The sequence below is a fragment of the Pseudomonas sp. 3B-A001-10F genome (assembly GCF_056313565.1).
Map to the genome: position 1 here is coordinate 1 of NZ_JBQYFW010000043.1, position 15,381 is coordinate 15,381.

Below are 15,381 nucleotides of genomic sequence, written 5' to 3' on the forward strand. Positions count from 1 at the left end.
ATGGTGCGGGAGGCTATTACGATCTACAACCAAGAGCGGCCGCACCTTTCCTTAAAATACAAAACGCCCGATGCGGTGCATCGGGCGTTGGGGTGAATAGGTGTAAACCTATTTCAGGACTAGACACTGCATTTCAGTCATTGGGCAGCGGCATCTTGTCGTCATCAGGAATGCCATCGCCTGCACTTGGATCCCGCGAAGGTTCCGGCGTCATGACATTAGGTCGGGCCATCGGATCGCGCAGCGGGCTGTCCGGATCCAGCACCGGATCAATCTCCGGCTCCGGCGTCGTGGGCACGCTGTCCGGTTTTTGGTCATCGAAGCTTGAGTCAGTACTCATACGCACCTCGCATCAAGGTTTCAGATTGGCTAACGGGTCATAAGGTTTGGCCGGTGTCTTGTGGTCTTCACCGGGTTTCACGTCTTTCGGCGCCTTGGCCGGGCCAACCGGATCGACTTGCGGATCGTCGACGTCCGGCGAGTCCGGGTCGAAACCCAGATCATGACCCGACGAGTGCTCGGTCGAATGCGGCCCTTTCGGGGATGGGGAATCTGCCATGTTCGCCTCCTGATTCACCCGCAGAAAACGGGTTCTATTCGTAGGAGGCTTGCCGGGCGCAGTCGTGCCCGGCAAATGACGAACGGGAACTCAGTGGGCTGCCAGCGCCTTGCGCGCCTGCGCCGCTTCGTTTTCCTGACCGGCCTGGGCCAGTTCATCGGCTGCTTTGAGCCAGCGCTGACGGTCAACGGCTGCCGGGATCTGCGACGGTTTCTGGATCAGCACGGCCCAGCCACCGGATTTTTCCAGTGCCGACTCAAAGGAGCTGAAACTCATCAGTTCGCGACGGTTCATGCCGGCACGCAGCAAGACCTTCTGTTTGTTGCGGTCGTAACCGGACAGGATTGCGTAACGCGGCTCGGCCCAGAATGCCGCCCCCTCGCTGAAGCGCACCATCACCGGATAGCCTGCCGCCACTTGGGTCAACAGTGCGGGCAGGTTGCTGTCCAGCGGGTAAACCACCATGCCGTACTCGCGGGCGAGGTTTTGCAGGTTCTGCTGCAATTTGTCTTCGGCACCCGGCAAGTGCAGAGGTTTCTCGAGCAACCCCGGAGTGATCACGATGCCCTGCTGCGACAACAGGCTGGCCAACACTTGCGGCCCACTCTGATTGGCTTCGCCGCGATAGAACGTGCCACTGAGTTCGACCCGCTCCGGCAGACGCTTGACCTCAGGCGCCACAGTACCTGCACATCCGGCCAACACGGCCGCACAACCTGCCACCAGTAGCGCCGCACGAATTCGAGAAAATACCTGCACCATCATCACTCTCTGTTCAGACGCCGGTCATCGTGTTCCGGCAACGCCTGCGATCATAGGGCCGCGCCCGGCTGCGGTATAGCCTTAAGCGGCAGACCCATCGATTGCATAGAGCAAAGTGATTGGTCGCAATCGACCTTTGGTCAATAGTCTGAAACACCCCATTGTCTAGACTGTCACTGAAACAGAGCGAATTGAAAAAGTGTGGGCCCGATGCAGGGCGAAGAGGAGGCACTGATGAGCCTGACCATGACCATTGTGATGTTGATTGCCGGCTGGCTGGCCGTGGCCGCTGCCATGTTGTGGGGGGTGCTGCGGGTTTCGCGGCGCCATCATCACCATCCGGTTCAGCCTGCTGCGGTTGAGAAAGCCGAGAAGCACCGAGTGCGTCACGCGGCCGCACATTGAAATTGAACAGCAAAGGCAAAAGGCCCTCATCGGAACGCCGCCCGCCTAGCCCTCTCCCCGAGGGAGAGGGGACTGATCGAGTTGTTTTCTCGAGTTACACCGACCTGAAATATCGAGCCGAACTAAAGACTAAAACACTCCACAAATCGGCTCCCTCTCCCTCGGGAGAGGGCTGGGGTGAGGGGCTGGCTCTATTCCACACTGAAAATCTCGAATCGAAAAAAAGCCGCCTGACCTCAAAGAGTTCAGGCGGCTTTTCACTTTCAGCGGTTACGCCTGCTCAGCCAGCTTCTTCTGCCTAGCCCTGCGCGACATCATGTTCAGAACTTCAATCGCTGCCGAGAACGCCATCGCTGCATACACGTAACCTTTCGGTACGTGGGCGCCGAAGCCTTCGGCGATCAAGGTCATACCGATCATGATCAGGAAGCCCAGAGCCAGCATCACCACCGTCGGGTTGTCGTTGATGAACTTGGCCAGCGGTTCAGCAGCAAACAGCATCACCAGCACCGACACCACCACCGCGATGATCATGATCGGCAAGTGTTCGGTCATGCCGACCGCAGTAATGATGCTGTCGATCGAGAACACCATGTCGAGCATCAGGATCTGGCCGATAGCCGCGGCAAAACCCAAAGTGACTGTCGAGGTCGCCGACTTCGGATCTTCCGGCGCCGGGTCCATGCTGTGATGGATCTCGGTCGTAGCCTTCCAGACCAGGAACAGACCACCGGCAATCAGGATCATGTCCTTCCAGGAGAAGGCCTGGCCCAGGATCTCGATCACAGGTGCGGTCAACTGCACGATGAAGGCGATGGTGCTCAACAGTGCCAGACGCAGGATCAACGCCATGCCGATACCGATACGGCGTGCTTTCTGCTGGTACTGCTTGGGCAATTTGTTGGTCAGGATCGAGATAAAGATCAGGTTATCGATGCCGAGCACGATTTCCATCACCACCAATGTGGCCAAAGCAACCCAAGCGGTGGGGCTGGCGGCGAGCTGTAACAGATATTCCATGGGTCAGTCCTGACTCTGTGTAAGACGAATTAGATGGTCTTGGAGGAAGATTCGGAGTTTTCCGCGTCTTTTTCCGGTGTTTCTTTTTTCTCGATCAACCCGCCGGTGGCATCACTGAGTGCCTGCTCAGCGGCTTTATGGGTGTCGTCAATCGCTTGCTTGGCGCTTTCGGCCGCTTTGCCCATCAGTTGCTGGGCGCTTTTCTCGGCCTGATCGCAACCGGCCATAAGCAGTAAAGACGTAAACATCAATGCCGGGATTGTGTATTTCATAAGGTTTCCTTCGAATGAACAGACAGGCTCACAGACCGGCCGTCGATGGCTGGGCATTCTAGGGAGACAAACACTTCAGGAAAATTCGTTTTTTTAGCGGCTATACTTCGGTTTTCACGAAGTGATGACACTCATGCTCAACTACCGCCAACTGCATTACTTCTGGGTTGTGGCCAAGACCGGCAGCATCGTGCGCGCCTGCGAGCAACTGAACCTCACGCCACAGACCATCAGCGGGCAGATATCACTGCTCGAACAGACGTATGGCATCGAGTTATTCAGACGCGTCGGCCGGCAACTCGAATTGACCGAAGCCGGGCGACAAGCCCTGCCCTACGCCGAGCAGATGTTCCAGCTCGGCGGCGAACTGGAACTGATGCTGCGCGCGCAACCCAACGAGCAACAGATCCTGTTCCGCGTCGGCGTGGCTGACGTGGTGCCTAAATCCATTGTCTATCGCCTGATCGCGCCAACCATGGAGCTGAACGAGCCTCTGCGCATTACCTGCCGCGAAGACAAACTCGAACGTTTGCTCGCCGATCTGGCGATCCAGCGCCTGGATCTGGTGATCTCCGACAGCCCGATGCCCTCGCACCTCGACATCAAGGGCTACAGCCAGAAGCTCGGTGAGTGCGGAATCAGTTTCTTCGCCACCCCGGAACTGGCAGCCAGATACGGTCAGGATTTCCCGCGTAGCCTGCACGGTGCGCCACTGTTGATTCCCGGACCGGAAACCGTGGTGCGCAGCCGCTTGCAGCGCTGGTTTGCCGAGCAGCAGATCCAGCCGCAAATCGTCGGCGAGTTTGATGACAGTGCGTTGATGCAGGCTTTCGGCCAATCCGGCAGCGGGATTTTTATCGGTCCGAGCGTGATTGCCGATGAAGTGAAGCGCCAGTACGGCGTCGAGCTGATTGGCCAAACCGACGCAGTGACCGAGTCGTTCTATGCCATTTCGGTAGAGCGCAAGGTCAAGCACCCCGGCATCGTTGCGATTACCGAAGGTGCCCGACGCGAGCTGTTTACCGCGTTATGAGGCCTCGGCGCACATTTCGCGCGGCTTGAGCGTCATCAGCACCATGGCGAGGAACACCGACAGCAAAATGAACCCGGCGGCGGCAAACCCGAGGAAGCCCAGACCCGCGCTGTCGATCACCCGGCCACCGACGATGGCACCCAGGCCGATCCCCAGATTGGCCCCGGCGATATTCAACGAAGCAGCAAACGCTGGCGCTTCCGGCGCGGCTTTCATCAGGCGCACATGGCTGACCAGGAACAACGCAGCCTGAGTCACGCCCCAGATCCCCATCGCCACCGCCAGCCCCAGCGGCGAATGAATGTTCGGTACCAGCGAGACCATGCCGGCAATCATGAACGCACAGAACAACACCGACGCGCCCAGCGGATGGCGATCCACCGCACGACCGCCCAGGGAGTTGCCGATCAGCCCGACCGCACCGAAAGCCATCAGGCACCAACCGACCACGGTGCCGTTGAACCCGGCGAGGCGCTCAAGAATGTCGGCCAGATACGTGTAAGCGGTAAACATGCCGCTGAACACCAGGATCGACAGGAAGATGTGGCCGATCATCAACGGGCTGCGCAGAATCTTGAACTGCGAGCGGAAGCTGACCTGATGTTGGTGCAGGCTGGTTTTCGGCAGATAAACAAACAGCAACAAGGCTTTGGCAAAAGCGATCACCGCCAGAATGCCAAAGGCGCTGCGCCAGCCGAACGCATCGGAAATCAGCGTGCCAACCGGGATGCCGAACACCGTGGCGCAGACAATGCCGAAACCGATCTTGGCGATCGCGCGACCGGCGAAATCCGGGCCGACGATGTCCACTGCGGTCTCACTGGCCAACGCCCAGAACACCGGCAGCCCGAGCGCCGGGATCAACCGGGCAATCGCCATCACCCAGATGTTCGGCGCCAGCGCCGCCACGGTATTGGCCAGACCAAACATGATCAGGATGCTGATAAATAGCTTGCGCCGCTCAAAGCGGGCGAAATACGCGGTCAGGAAAGGCCCGAACATCGCCACGGTAAAAGCGAATAAAGTCACCAGCAACCCGGCCTGCGGGATGGTGACTTCGAGGTCTCGGGCAATCGCCGGCAACAGGCCGACGATGACGAATTCCGTGGTCAGCACCGTGAACCCGGCGGCGGACAACAGAAGAATGGGCAACAGCATGCGCAACTCCAGCAAAACGACGACACCAGCGTTGACCCGAAGGCCCGCTGGCGAAATTTGAAAATAAGGATGCGCAATCTTAACAGAGTGTGTCCGGGCTGACTTGCACAAACCTGCCGACTTTGTTGCCTGATCCGGTGGCAGATCGTCACATGCCTGAAGGATAAGGCCTACGCTGTGATAAAGTCCGCGCCCTGAAAAACGTACAACCTGCTCAACGACCGGTTTATTGGCGTTGATGTCGCGTCAACACTTTCGGTTCGTGGCGGTGGTCTGCCCCTGTTTTGCCATCGCTTTACGCAACCTTGCACCCTATAAAAAATCAGAGATGCCGCTATGACCGCTTCATCCCCTTCTCTACTGCAACGCCTCAAGAACCTCAGCCTGGTCACGCAGATCGTCATCGGCCTGATCGCCGGTATTGCCCTGGCGCTGTTTGCCCCGGAAGCGGCGAAAGGCACGGCGTTCATCGGCAAAGTGTTTGTTTCAGCGTTGAAAGCCGTCGCACCGATTCTGGTGTTCGTGCTGGTGATGGCCTCGATTGCCAACCACAAGCACGGCCAGGAAACCCATATCCGCCCGATCCTGTTCCTCTATCTGCTGGGCACTTTTGCGGCGGCGGTCGTGGCCGTGGTTGCGAGCATGGCGTTCCCGTCGCACCTTGTGCTGTCGACCGACAACGTTTCGGTGACGGCGCCGGGCGGTATCGGCGAAGTGCTGCAAAGCCTGCTGTTGAGCGTGGTCGACAACCCGGTCAGCGCACTGATGAACGCCAACTTCATTGGTATCCTGGCGTGGGCGATCGGCATGGGCATCGCGATTCGCCATGCCGGCGACACCACCCGTGAAGTGCTGGGTGATCTGTCCAATGGCGTGACGGTGATCGTGCGCGTGGTGATTCGCTTCGCCCCGCTGGGCATTTTCGGTCTGGTGGCATCGACACTGGCCACCTCCGGTTTCGGCGCGCTGATCGGTTACGCGCACCTGCTGGCCGTACTGCTCGGCTGCATGCTGTTCGTGGCACTGGTGATGAACCCGCTGATCGTGTTCTGGAAACTGCGTCGCAACCCGTATCCGCTGACTCTCAAATGCCTGCGTGAAAGTGGCATCACCGCATTCTTCACCCGCAGCTCGGCGGCAAACATTCCGGTCAATCTGGAATTGAGCAAGCGTCTGGGTCTGCATGAAGACACTTACTCAGTGTCGATTCCGTTGGGCGCGACCATCAACATGGCCGGTGCAGCGATCACCATTACGGTGCTGAGCCTGGCGGCCGTGCACACATTGGGTATTGCCGTGGATATTCCAACGGCGATTCTGCTCAGCGTTGTCGCCGCCATTTGCGCCTGTGGCGCTTCGGGCGTGGCGGGTGGTTCGTTGCTGTTGATTCCGTTGGCGTGCAGCCTGTTCGGGATTCCGAGCGAGATTGCCATGCAGGTGGTGGCGGTCGGTTTCATTATTGGCGTGTTGCAGGATTCGGCAGAGACCGCGCTGAACTCGTCGACTGACGTATTGTTTACCGCTGCGGCGTGCCTGGGTGAGGAAGCAAAAGCCCAACGTACGGCGTAACAGACGCTGTAATGAAAAGCCCGCCACGGTGTGAACCTTGGCGGGCTTTTTTGTGGCTGAGATCTTTTCCCCCTCACCCCAGCCCTCTCCCCCAAGGGGGCGAGGGGGAAAGGGGGCAGACCGAGTGGTGTTCAAACCTGAGTTCGACTCGATAGATCAGGTCGGCGTATCTCGAACAAACAACTCGGTCAGTCCCGTCTCCCTCCGGGAGAGGGCTAGGCGGGCGGCGTTCCGATGAGGGGCTCTTAAAAACTCAGAACGCGCCCATGTAATCGCGTTTACCCACTTCCACACCGTTATGACGCAGCAGCGCATAAGTGGTAGTGACGTGGAAGAAGAACTGCGGCAGACCATAAGTCAGCAGGTAAGCCTGACCACTGAAGCGCTTCTCTTTCGGCGTACCCGGACGAGTAACGATTTCGATGCCTTCCTTGCCATCGATCTGCTCCGGCTTGATCTCGCCGATGTAGGCCAGAACCTTGGCGATCAGGGCTTGCAGCTCGGCGAAGGTGGTTTCGGTATCGTCGTACTTAGGCACTTCGACTTCAGCCAGACGCGAGGAAACGCCTTTAGCGAAGTCCACGGCGATCTGCACCTGGCGGGTCAGCGGGAACATGTCCGGGTACAGACGGGCCTGCAGGAAAGCGTTCGGATCGATGTTTTTCTCGGTGGCGTGGGCTTCAGCCTTTTTCAGGACATCGCTCAGGGCGTTGAGCATTTGTTGAAAAACCGGGACGGATGCGGCGTACAGGGAAATGGTCATGGCAGTCTCGTGTGGTGGCTGGGTGGAACAAGGAGGCGATTATAGCCATGCTTGATGACCACACGGCTTGCCTTTTGTTTGGCAAGGATTAGGCTAGGCGCCTTCGACTGCAGAGGGAACGCGCGATGACCACAGAGACAGAATCCAGCTTCGACGAACCACGGCTCAACGCAACGGAAATCCGTATTCTCGGCTCGCTGATCGAGAAACAGGCGACCAGCCCGGAAACCTACCCGCTGACCCTTAATGCGCTGGTCACGGCGTGTAATCAGAAAACCAGCCGCGAACCGGTGATGAACCTGACTCAGGGTCAGGTCGGCCAGAGTTTGCGGGCGCTGGAAGGTCGCGGTTTCGCCAAACTGGTGATGGGCAGCCGCGCCGACCGCTGGGAACACAAAGTCGACAAGGCGCTGGAACTGGTGCCAGCGCAGGTGATTCTTAGCGGACTGATGTTTCTGCGCGGCCCGCAAACCGTCAATGAGCTGCTGACCCGCAGCGGGCGCATGCATGATTTCGAAGACGCCGAACAGGTGGTGCATCAGCTCGAACGTTTGATTGCGCGGGGTTTGGCCGTGTTGATTCCGCGTCAGGCCGGGCAGCGCGAAGATCGTTATACCCATGCGCTGGGTGATCCGGCGGATAGCGAGGCAATTATGGCAGCGCGGCAGAGTCCGCAGGATCGCGGTGCAAGCAGTGGCGTTTCGGTTGAGCGTATCGAAGAGCTAGAAGCGCGAATCGCCGCGCTGGAAGAACGCCTGGCCCGCCTCGAATAACCACACAAAACCAATGTAGGAGTGAGCCTGCTCGCGATAGCGGTGTGTCAGTCACATCATTTTTGGATGACACACCGCTATCGCGAGCAGGCTCACTCCTACAAGGGATCTGCGTGTTATTCACCATCCCAGTAATCCACGCCATCCGCCTGCCGTGCCACTGCGACAAAACCTGAGGCATTGCCCTCAGCATCGACCTTGAAGTTATCCATCACCACGTACTTGTTCGAATCCGGGTATTCGCAAATATCGGGCTGCTGCTGGGTGCTCACCGCCAGATAGCGCAATTCGCCCGAGCTGGTATTGATGATCTGATGCGCCTTCTCCGGCCCACCCGGCGGGCAGGCAATCACATCACCTTCGCGGATCGGGAAACGCTCGGCGCCCAGACGCACCTCGCCCTCCCCGGCCACCACGTAAAACATCTCTTCGTTGACCCGATGGCTGTGAAACGGGCTGCCACGCATGCCCGGTGGCAAGGCATACAGGCGATAACCGAGTTTTTGCGACCCCAATTGCTGGCCAATCCGCGCCATACGCTGTTGATAGCGCCCGGCGGTTTCGCCTTCCGGGGCCAGGGCTTCGGGCAGGGGTTCGAGTTCGACCTGATTCAGGTTGAGGATGGGCGGATGCATGGGAGCCTCGGTCACGGTTTTTGTGGTGGGCAAGTCTGGGCTTGCTGAGGAGGCAGTATAGGCATTGATGGCCGGCGTGAAACCGCGTCGCCTCCTTCGCGAGCAGGCTCGCTCCCACAGGGGATCTACAGCGAACACACAACTTGTGTATGACAAAAACTCAACTGTGGAAGCGAGCCTGCTCGCGAAGAGGCCCGCCCAGCCACCACAATACTCAATCAGCTCCGGGCGAACGCCACCGCCGCCGCAAACTGCTCTTCAGTCGGCCGCACGCCGGTGTACAGCACAAACTGCTCCAGCGCCTGAATCGCAATCACCTCAAGTCCGGTGATCACCCGCTTGCCCTCTGCTCGACCGCGCACAATCAACGGCGTCTCCGACGGGATCGCGACCACATCAAACACCGTATCTGCAGCCTTGATCGCCTCCGGTTCAAACGCCAACTGCCCCGCTTCCGGCCCGCCGTCCATGCCCACTGGCGTCACATTGATCAGCATCTGCGGGCGTTCATCGCCCAGTTCAGCCTGCCAGCGATAACCCAGCGAATCCGCCAGCGCACGCCCGGCACGTTCGTTGCGGGCGACGATCAAGCCGTTTTTGTAACCACCGTCACGCAGGGCACTGGCCACCGCTTTGGCCATGCCGCCGCTGCCGCGCAGGGCGAAGGTCGATGCCTTGGGCACCGCGTGGGTTTCCAGTAACTGCGCCACAGCGATGTAATCAGTGTTGAAAGCCTTGAGATGGCCGTGGGTGTTGACAATGGTATTGATCGATTGGATCGCCGCTGCCGATGCATCCAGTTCATCGACCAGCGCAATGCACGCTTCCTTGAACGGCATCGACACGCCGCAACCACGGATACCCAAGGCGCGAATGCCGCCGACTGCGCCGGTCAGGTCCTGGCTGCTGAACGCCTTGTAGTAGAAGTTCAGGCCCAACTGCTCATACAAATGGTTATGAAAACGCAGACCGAAGTTCCCCGGGCGCCCGGACAGGGACATGCACAGTTGGGTGTCTTTGTTCGGGTTCATCTGCATGAAACTTCTCCTTCAAACGCACTTTCGGATAAACGGGATTAGCCAGCCCATCGGCTTCTGAATGATCATAGAGGCCTGTATTAAACGTGTTCCGGGACCATCAAGCGTCACGGTAAAGAAGCCGGTACAGACCTTACACAAAATTTACCCAGCGGCTGTGCTGATTTTAAGAATTTCGCTGTCTTAGAAGTATCCCCGCGACAACTGTGGGCCTGGTGCAGGCCCTGCCGCCGGGTCGAAGAACCGAGGATTTATCATGATTCGTAAACTCCCCATTCTGGCCTTGTTGATTGGCGCACTTGCTGTCACAGGTCAGGCAGAAGCCGGTGGTGGCCACGGCTGGCAAGGCCCTGCGGTGTTTGGCGCGATCGTCGGCTCGGCCATCATCGGCTCGGCGCTGATCAACCAGGATCGGCCGGTATATGTGCAGCAACAGCCAGTTTATGTGCAGCCGCAACCGGTCTACGTGCAGCAGCCGCCACCACCGGTCTACTACCAGCCAGCACCGGTGTATGTGCAGCAGCCGGTGTACATTCAACAGGCCCCCGTCTATTACGGCCCGCCTCGCGGTTATTACGGTCGGCCACATGGCTACTATGGCGGTCCACGCTGGTAACCAAAAAACAAAGCCCTGCTTTTACAGCGGGGCTTTTTTATGACCGTTGGTCGGCCAGCGTCTGAAAAAATCTCGCCAAGGTCGCTGTGAGGACAGTTTCACCGGCTAAAGTCGGCATGATTGTTTGACCGTTGTGTACTTTTCCATAAAACGGTCACTTATTTGTCATGACGGAGCCGCAATCTGAATCCGTCCGTAAACAACAGGTTGATAACAACAAGGACGACTGTATGCCAACACAAAACCCGCACCGCATCGTCGGCCTGTGCACCTCCAGCAAGGTGTACAGCGCGCTGACCGAGCTCAAGCACCTGGAAGGCCATCGTTGCGCCAAGTTCCTTTCGCTGCTGGCGGAAAACCTCGTGCACAAAGGTTTGCTCAACGAGCGTGAAGTCATGCACATGCTTGATCAAGTGGTCGACTGAAGCCTCAACGGCGTCAATGACCACTATCGAAAGCGTTGATTGTCCGTAGAACCGGCGAATCTTTAAGGTAGCTCCATTGATAGATGGAGGTACTCGTCATGGCTCAGGTTCAAATCATGTCCGTTATCGGCAGCGCCGTCCCCGCTTCGCTCAGGGCCACGGGCCTGCTCGCCTGCTGGTATCTGATGCGTGACGGCGAAGCGATCAGCGGCCCGCTGACTTCCTTGCCCGCTGCGCAGGCACTGTCGCAGAAGCTTGTCAGCGCGCCGTTTCACGCTTAAGGCAGTTGCACTTTGGGCTTGGTCTCGGCGAACAGCGCCCAGCTCGACATGAACAATGCCGCGATCAGCGGCCCGATCACAAAGCCGTTGAGACCGAAGACTGCCAGGCCGCCAAGGGTCGAGATCAGAATCATGTAGTCGGGCATTTTGGTGTCCTTGCCCACCAGAATCGGCCGCAGCACGTTGTCCACCAAACCGATCACGAAGACCCCGAACAAGCCCAACACCACGCCCTGCCAGATCATCCCGCTGAGCAGGAAATACACCGCCACCGGCGCCCAGACAATCCCCGCGCCGACCGCTGGCAGCAACGACAAAAACCCCATTAACACTGCCCACAGCAGCGCGCTGGGGATGTCGAGAAACCAGAAAATCGCCCCGCCCAATGCGCCCTGCGTCACCGCGACCACCAGATTGCCCTTCACCGTCGCGCGTACCACGCGGTTGAATTTCAACTGCAAGCGCCGCTTGTGGCCTTCCTCCAGTGGCACGGCGGTGCGCACCTTGCGCGCCAGTTCGGCGCCGTCACGCAGAAAGAAAAACAGCAGATACAGCATGATGAAAAAACTCACCACGAATTCGAATGTGCCCTGGCCAAAACTGAACGCCTGACTGGCCAGCACCTGGCTACCCTGCATCGCCGATTTGACGATTTTCTCGCGCAGGCCATTGAGCTCGCCCATGCCGAAACGGTCGAGCAAATGCTGAAAGTATGGCGGCAGGCTGTGCTTGAATTGCGCCAGATACGCAGCGATGTCCAGTTCGCCGCTTTCGATGTTCTTGTAGACCGCCGCGCCTTCCTGCACCAGCAGCACACTGAGGATGATCACCGGCAGAATCGCGATCACCAGGCAGACCGACAAGGTACACAGGGACGTCAGGTTGCGCTGCCAGCCGAATTTCGCCTGCAGCCGGCGTTGCATCGGCGCAAACACAATGCCGAGAATCACCGCCCAGAACACCGCGCCGTAGAACGGCAAGAGGATCCAGATAAACGCCACCGTGACCAGCAACAGCAGCACGGTGAGGGATTTGAATTGAAGGCTTTTTTCGTTCATGTCCGATCCATGTCAGTCAGGCGTCATGCACGCCCCGATGCTTAGTCAACCGCGGCCTGCACGAGTGCCATCTTTATTCATGGAGCATAGTTGCGGATCAGCGTTAGCCGCTTATCGAGCTCGTTCACCCACAACAAAACGCGCTCAGTGCAAAGCGTAGATCCAGATCAATAAGCCGCGCCCGAATCCGCCTTACCCTGCCGCGCTTTTGCGACCGACACCGCCATGATCCCTACCCTCGCCGCCCCCGAACTGCTCGCCCCCGCTGGCACCCTGAAAAACATGCGTTACGCCTTCGCTTACGGCGCCGATGCGGTCTACGCCGGCCAGCCGCGTTACAGTCTGCGGGTGCGCAACAACGAGTTCGATCACGCCAATCTGGCGCTGGGGATTCGTGAAGCGCAGGCGCAAGGCAAACGCTTTTACGTGGTGGTCAACATCGCGCCGCACAACGCCAAGTTGAAGACCTTCCTCAAGGATCTGACACCGGTCATCGACATGGCCCCCGACGCTCTGATCATGTCCGACCCGGGACTGATCATGCTCGTGCGACGACACTTCCCGCAGATGCCGATTCACCTGTCGGTGCAGGCCAATACGGTGAACTGGGCGAGCGTCGAGTTCTGGCAGCAGATGGGTTTGAGCCGGATCATCCTGTCGCGAGAATTGTCGCTGGAGGAAATCGGCGAAATCCGTGAGCAGGTGCCGGGCATGGAACTGGAAGTGTTCGTCCACGGCGCGCTGTGCATGGCCTATTCCGGGCGCTGTCTGTTGTCGGGTTACATGAATAAGCGCGATGCCAATCAGGGCACCTGCACCAATGCTTGTCGCTGGAAATACTCAGCGCAAGAGGCCACCGAAAACCAGCTCGGCGAGATCGTCCAGACCTTCCAGCCAGAGCCAACGCTGGGGCTGGGCACGCCCACCGATCAGGTGCTCCTGCTGCAGGAAGCCAATCGCCCCGATGAATTGATGCCAGCATTCGAGGACGAACACGGCACTTACATCATGAACGCCAAGGACCTGCGCGCGGTGCAGCACGTCGAACGCTTGACGCGCATGGGCGTGCATTCCCTGAAAATCGAAGGCCGGACCAAATCGCACTTCTATTGCGCGCGCACCACCCAGGTGTATCGCCGCGCGATTGATGATGCGGTGGCCGGGCGTGAATTTGATCGCAGCCTGATGACGGATCTGGAATCACTCGCACAGCGTGGCTACACCGAAGGATTTCTGCGTCGGCATGTGCATGACGAGTACCAGAATTATCAGCACGGCAGTTCGGTGTCGGAGCGTCAGCAGTTCGTTGGCGAGTTGACCGGCGAGCGGCGTGGGCGGTTGGCAGAGGTCAAGGTGAAGAACCGCTTTGCCTTGGGTGATCATCTGGAGTTGATGACGCCGAAGGGCAATTTCCATTTTGATCTGCATGAGTTGCAGAACGCTAAAGAAGAGGCGATCGAGGTGGCACCGGGGGATGGGCACACGGTGTATCTGCCGATTCCGGATGCGGTGGATTTGCGGTTTGGGTTGTTGATGCGGGATCTGCGTGATGCCTGAGAAGGCCCTCACCCTAGCCCTCTCCCAGAGGGAGAGGGGACCGATTGGGGGATATTGGAGAAGTTCACCGACCTGAAATTACGTCGGTGAATCCATCACCGACACTTCATCAAGAACATTGGACTTGGCTGAATCCATCATCGCCTCGATCGTTCAGCTTGGCTGAATCCATAATCGCTCGCGATGAGGCCAGCAAACTCAACATAAAAACCAAGTCTCAGCGCCGATCATCCGACAACGGCGTCGGCTCATCCGCCGGCGGCACACCCTCATCGTCCGCCCCCGGATCTTTCCAATTATCCGGCCGGTCGGCGTCACTCAACGGATCGCGCCCCGGGGGCATTCCCATCGGTGAGTCGTGATCAGCCAGTGTCGGTTCATCGGTACCGGGCAGCGGCCGGGTCGAATCGGTGGGCAGCACGCCACCCTGAAACAGCAAATCGTTAGCCATGACGCACCTCACTCAGGAGGTCCGGAATATCCGGGCCGTTCAACTTGGAATCAGCCCTTTGCACGGCGTGCTATCGAACAGACCAACGGCCATCAACCCCGCGCGGAAAACCGGTCGCGGCTGTTGGTCAGATGCAGCCACATGGCCGCGCGCGCGGCGTCCGCATCCTGACGCTTGATCGCATTCAGAATCGCCTCGTGCTCCAGATGAGCCAGTTGCCCAAGTTTGCTCAGATCCGCTGCACCGCGCTCGGCGGCGTTGAGCCGGTGACGCGGAATCATCGCGCTGCCCAGGTGCTGCATGATCTCGCTGAAGCAAACATTGCCGGTGGCCTCGGCAATCAGCAGATGAAAGCGCCGATCCGCTTCGACGCAACTGTCGTTGTTGTCCAGCAGACGCTGATAGTCATCCAGCGCCTGGCGCATCTGCAGCACTTGCGCCTCCGTGCGCCGCTGCGCCGCCAGCGCCGCCGCTTGGGTTTCCAGGCCCAGACGCAGTTCGAGAATGCTGCGCACACCGAGCGCCGTGTCGACATTCAGGCGTAAGCCCTGCTCCGCAACACGCTCGATGACAAAGGTGCCGATGCCGTGGCGCGTCTCCACCAGCCCGGAGGCCTGCAACTTGGAAATCGCCTCGCGCACCACCGTGCGGCTGACACCGTGTTCCTGAACGATGGAATTCTCTGACGGCAGCTTGTCGCCGGGCGACAGTTGGCCGAGCAGGATGCTTTGCGTGAGCTTCTCCACCAGGTCATGGGCGAGGTTGTGCGCACGTTTACGGGCGGGAGCGTCGAGGTCTTCTTGCATGATCGGTTCCGGTGATCGGGGCTTGTGGATCGTAGCATCCTGCGGGGATGACGAAATTGAGTCTAGCGGCTCAACTTGTATGACAACACTCAAATAAACGGAAATACCTTCAAACACTCCTGACAAACAGAACCGTGTCTCCCTGGGGGTGACGCGATGTTCTACGCCTTAAAAAACCCAGCAAACATTGGTCATTAACGC

At 58.7% G+C, this 15,381-nt stretch carries 21 protein-coding genes; 9 read left to right on the forward strand and 12 right to left on the reverse strand.

Going from position 1 to position 15,381, the window contains the following annotated elements; all coding sequences use genetic code 11:
* On the forward strand, nt 1-96 hold a 96-nt coding region (locus tag AC0ZWN_RS26170), incomplete at its 5' end, for an integrase core domain-containing protein (RefSeq protein ID WP_476336960.1).
* A 37-nt stretch (nt 97-133) separates the two neighbouring features.
* On the opposite strand, the gene AC0ZWN_RS26175 is transcribed toward AC0ZWN_RS26170, so the two are convergent.
* The 3 genes from AC0ZWN_RS26175 to AC0ZWN_RS26185 all read right to left on the reverse strand — a co-directional run bounded on the left by AC0ZWN_RS26175 (nt 134) and on the right by AC0ZWN_RS26185 (nt 1,321).
* Nucleotides 134-340 carry a hypothetical protein gene (locus AC0ZWN_RS26175; RefSeq protein ID WP_194935593.1) on the reverse strand — a complete coding sequence of 69 codons (207 nt, stop codon included), beginning with the start codon at nt 338-340 and terminating at the stop codon, nt 134-136.
* Nucleotides 341-352: 12 nt separating this feature from the next.
* Nucleotides 353-559 (reverse strand): DUF6021 family protein, encoded by a 207-nt coding sequence (locus tag AC0ZWN_RS26180; protein ID WP_095050822.1) that lies wholly within the window; start codon nt 557-559, stop codon nt 353-355.
* Nucleotides 560-649: 90 nt separating this feature from the next.
* A complete protein-coding gene (locus AC0ZWN_RS26185) occupies nt 650-1,321 on the reverse strand; it encodes a peptidase C39 family protein (protein WP_093434034.1) in 672 nt (223 codons plus the stop codon).
* Between the two features lie 234 nt (nt 1,322-1,555).
* Between AC0ZWN_RS26185 and AC0ZWN_RS26190 the strand changes: the two genes are divergently transcribed.
* On the forward strand, nt 1,556-1,726 hold the full coding sequence (locus AC0ZWN_RS26190; RefSeq protein ID WP_176471236.1) for a hypothetical protein: 171 nt from the start codon (nt 1,556-1,558) through the stop codon (nt 1,724-1,726).
* A gap of 270 nt (nt 1,727-1,996) precedes the next feature.
* Here the strand turns inward: AC0ZWN_RS26190 and AC0ZWN_RS26195 are convergent, their stop codons facing one another.
* Nucleotides 1,997-2,746 (reverse strand): TerC family protein, encoded by a 750-nt coding sequence (locus AC0ZWN_RS26195; protein WP_007917342.1) that lies wholly within the window; start codon nt 2,744-2,746, stop codon nt 1,997-1,999.
* 29 nt (nt 2,747-2,775) lie between these two features.
* The gene (locus AC0ZWN_RS26200) at nt 2,776-3,018 is read right to left on the reverse strand and encodes a hypothetical protein (RefSeq protein WP_095050825.1); all 243 of its coding nucleotides are present in this window, start codon (nt 3,016-3,018) and stop codon (nt 2,776-2,778) included.
* A gap of 133 nt (nt 3,019-3,151) precedes the next feature.
* Here AC0ZWN_RS26200 and nhaR point away from each other — a divergent pair, with 133 nt between their 5' ends.
* Complete coding sequence (gene nhaR, locus AC0ZWN_RS26205) at nt 3,152-4,051, forward strand: transcriptional activator NhaR (protein WP_127929019.1); 900 nt, start codon at nt 3,152-3,154, stop codon at nt 4,049-4,051.
* Here nhaR and AC0ZWN_RS26210 read toward each other — a convergent pair.
* Entirely contained in the window at nt 4,046-5,209 is a 1,164-nt protein-coding gene (locus AC0ZWN_RS26210) for an MFS transporter (RefSeq protein ID WP_460091498.1), read from the reverse strand. The genes nhaR and AC0ZWN_RS26210 overlap by 6 nt on opposite strands.
* Before the next feature lie 336 nt (nt 5,210-5,545).
* Here AC0ZWN_RS26210 and sstT point away from each other — a divergent pair, with 336 nt between their 5' ends.
* Nucleotides 5,546-6,778, forward strand: a complete 1,233-nt coding sequence (sstT, locus tag AC0ZWN_RS26215; RefSeq protein ID WP_476337236.1) for a serine/threonine transporter SstT — start codon at nt 5,546-5,548, stop codon at nt 6,776-6,778.
* A 253-nt stretch (nt 6,779-7,031) separates the two neighbouring features.
* On the opposite strand, the gene AC0ZWN_RS26220 is transcribed toward sstT, so the two are convergent.
* On the reverse strand, nt 7,032-7,541 hold the full coding sequence (locus AC0ZWN_RS26220) for a DUF1993 domain-containing protein (RefSeq protein ID WP_034154670.1): 510 nt from the start codon (nt 7,539-7,541) through the stop codon (nt 7,032-7,034).
* Nucleotides 7,542-7,666: 125 nt separating this feature from the next.
* Here AC0ZWN_RS26220 and AC0ZWN_RS26225 point away from each other — a divergent pair, with 125 nt between their 5' ends.
* Nucleotides 7,667-8,314: a YceH family protein gene (locus AC0ZWN_RS26225; RefSeq protein WP_093434017.1), complete on the forward strand. Its 648-nt coding sequence runs from the start codon at nt 7,667-7,669 to the stop codon at nt 8,312-8,314.
* A gap of 116 nt (nt 8,315-8,430) precedes the next feature.
* Here the strand turns inward: AC0ZWN_RS26225 and AC0ZWN_RS26230 are convergent, their stop codons facing one another.
* Nucleotides 8,431-8,949 (reverse strand): cupin domain-containing protein, encoded by a 519-nt coding sequence (locus AC0ZWN_RS26230; protein WP_476337238.1) that lies wholly within the window; start codon nt 8,947-8,949, stop codon nt 8,431-8,433.
* A 218-nt stretch (nt 8,950-9,167) separates the two neighbouring features.
* A complete protein-coding gene (locus tag AC0ZWN_RS26235) occupies nt 9,168-9,986 on the reverse strand; it encodes a shikimate 5-dehydrogenase (protein WP_476337240.1) in 819 nt (272 codons plus the stop codon).
* Nucleotides 9,987-10,242: 256 nt separating this feature from the next.
* Between AC0ZWN_RS26235 and AC0ZWN_RS26240 the strand changes: the two genes are divergently transcribed.
* The 3 genes from AC0ZWN_RS26240 (at nt 10,243) to AC0ZWN_RS26250 (ending at nt 11,308) form a co-directional block, all read left to right on the forward strand.
* A complete protein-coding gene (locus tag AC0ZWN_RS26240) occupies nt 10,243-10,602 on the forward strand; it encodes a hypothetical protein (RefSeq protein ID WP_007917357.1) in 360 nt (119 codons plus the stop codon).
* Nucleotides 10,603-10,832: 230 nt separating this feature from the next.
* A complete protein-coding gene (locus AC0ZWN_RS26245; RefSeq protein ID WP_016984641.1) occupies nt 10,833-11,027 on the forward strand; it encodes a hypothetical protein in 195 nt (64 codons plus the stop codon).
* Between the two features lie 98 nt (nt 11,028-11,125).
* Nucleotides 11,126-11,308 (forward strand): hypothetical protein, encoded by a 183-nt coding sequence (locus tag AC0ZWN_RS26250; RefSeq protein WP_476337243.1) that lies wholly within the window; start codon nt 11,126-11,128, stop codon nt 11,306-11,308.
* Here the strand turns inward: AC0ZWN_RS26250 and AC0ZWN_RS26255 are convergent.
* Nucleotides 11,305-12,366: an AI-2E family transporter gene (locus tag AC0ZWN_RS26255; protein ID WP_093434002.1), complete on the reverse strand. Its 1,062-nt coding sequence runs from the start codon at nt 12,364-12,366 to the stop codon at nt 11,305-11,307. The two genes, AC0ZWN_RS26250 and AC0ZWN_RS26255, sit on opposite strands and share 4 nt — an antisense overlap.
* 225 nt (nt 12,367-12,591) lie before the next feature.
* On the opposite strand from AC0ZWN_RS26255, the gene trhP reads away from it, so the two are divergent.
* Complete coding sequence (gene trhP / locus AC0ZWN_RS26260) at nt 12,592-13,923, forward strand: prephenate-dependent tRNA uridine(34) hydroxylase TrhP (protein ID WP_476337245.1); 1,332 nt, start codon at nt 12,592-12,594, stop codon at nt 13,921-13,923.
* A gap of 217 nt (nt 13,924-14,140) precedes the next feature.
* On the opposite strand, the gene AC0ZWN_RS26265 is transcribed toward trhP, so the two are convergent.
* Together AC0ZWN_RS26265 and AC0ZWN_RS26270 are read right to left on the reverse strand one after the other, a co-directional pair.
* Nucleotides 14,141-14,374, reverse strand: a complete 234-nt coding sequence (locus AC0ZWN_RS26265; protein WP_476337247.1) for a hypothetical protein — start codon at nt 14,372-14,374, stop codon at nt 14,141-14,143.
* 92 nt (nt 14,375-14,466) lie between these two features.
* The gene (locus tag AC0ZWN_RS26270) at nt 14,467-15,180 is read right to left on the reverse strand and encodes a FadR/GntR family transcriptional regulator (protein ID WP_093433993.1); all 714 of its coding nucleotides are present in this window, start codon (nt 15,178-15,180) and stop codon (nt 14,467-14,469) included.
* Nucleotides 15,181-15,381: the final 201 nt, after the last annotated feature.

What these genes read in the sequence shown, in the direction of transcription:
- AC0ZWN_RS26270 (WP_093433993.1), bottom strand. Translation starts at nt 15,180, where the DNA reads ATGCAAGAAGACCTCGACGCTCCCGCCCGTAAACGTGCGCACAACCTC.
- AC0ZWN_RS26180 (WP_095050822.1), bottom strand. Translation starts at nt 559, where the DNA reads ATGGCAGATTCCCCATCCCCGAAAGGGCCGCATTCGACCGAGCACTCG.
- trhP (WP_476337245.1), top strand. Translation starts at nt 12,592, where the DNA reads ATGATCCCTACCCTCGCCGCCCCCGAACTGCTCGCCCCCGCTGGCACC.
- AC0ZWN_RS26235 (WP_476337240.1), bottom strand. Translation starts at nt 9,986, where the DNA reads ATGCAGATGAACCCGAACAAAGACACCCAACTGTGCATGTCCCTGTCC.
- AC0ZWN_RS26210 (WP_460091498.1), bottom strand. Translation starts at nt 5,209, where the DNA reads ATGCTGTTGCCCATTCTTCTGTTGTCCGCCGCCGGGTTCACGGTGCTG.
- AC0ZWN_RS26250 (WP_476337243.1), top strand. Translation starts at nt 11,126, where the DNA reads ATGGCTCAGGTTCAAATCATGTCCGTTATCGGCAGCGCCGTCCCCGCT.
- AC0ZWN_RS26175 (WP_194935593.1), bottom strand. Translation starts at nt 340, where the DNA reads ATGAGTACTGACTCAAGCTTCGATGACCAAAAACCGGACAGCGTGCCC.
- AC0ZWN_RS26185 (WP_093434034.1), bottom strand. Translation starts at nt 1,321, where the DNA reads ATGGTGCAGGTATTTTCTCGAATTCGTGCGGCGCTACTGGTGGCAGGT.
- AC0ZWN_RS26200 (WP_095050825.1), bottom strand. Translation starts at nt 3,018, where the DNA reads ATGAAATACACAATCCCGGCATTGATGTTTACGTCTTTACTGCTTATG.
- AC0ZWN_RS26195 (WP_007917342.1), bottom strand. Translation starts at nt 2,746, where the DNA reads ATGGAATATCTGTTACAGCTCGCCGCCAGCCCCACCGCTTGGGTTGCT.
- AC0ZWN_RS26240 (WP_007917357.1), top strand. Translation starts at nt 10,243, where the DNA reads ATGATTCGTAAACTCCCCATTCTGGCCTTGTTGATTGGCGCACTTGCT.
- AC0ZWN_RS26245 (WP_016984641.1), top strand. Translation starts at nt 10,833, where the DNA reads ATGCCAACACAAAACCCGCACCGCATCGTCGGCCTGTGCACCTCCAGC.
- nhaR (WP_127929019.1), top strand. Translation starts at nt 3,152, where the DNA reads ATGCTCAACTACCGCCAACTGCATTACTTCTGGGTTGTGGCCAAGACC.
- AC0ZWN_RS26220 (WP_034154670.1), bottom strand. Translation starts at nt 7,541, where the DNA reads ATGACCATTTCCCTGTACGCCGCATCCGTCCCGGTTTTTCAACAAATG.
- AC0ZWN_RS26230 (WP_476337238.1), bottom strand. Translation starts at nt 8,949, where the DNA reads ATGCATCCGCCCATCCTCAACCTGAATCAGGTCGAACTCGAACCCCTG.
- sstT (WP_476337236.1), top strand. Translation starts at nt 5,546, where the DNA reads ATGACCGCTTCATCCCCTTCTCTACTGCAACGCCTCAAGAACCTCAGC.
- AC0ZWN_RS26225 (WP_093434017.1), top strand. Translation starts at nt 7,667, where the DNA reads ATGACCACAGAGACAGAATCCAGCTTCGACGAACCACGGCTCAACGCA.
- AC0ZWN_RS26265 (WP_476337247.1), bottom strand. Translation starts at nt 14,374, where the DNA reads ATGGCTAACGATTTGCTGTTTCAGGGTGGCGTGCTGCCCACCGATTCG.
- AC0ZWN_RS26190 (WP_176471236.1), top strand. Translation starts at nt 1,556, where the DNA reads ATGAGCCTGACCATGACCATTGTGATGTTGATTGCCGGCTGGCTGGCC.
- AC0ZWN_RS26255 (WP_093434002.1), bottom strand. Translation starts at nt 12,366, where the DNA reads ATGAACGAAAAAAGCCTTCAATTCAAATCCCTCACCGTGCTGCTGTTG.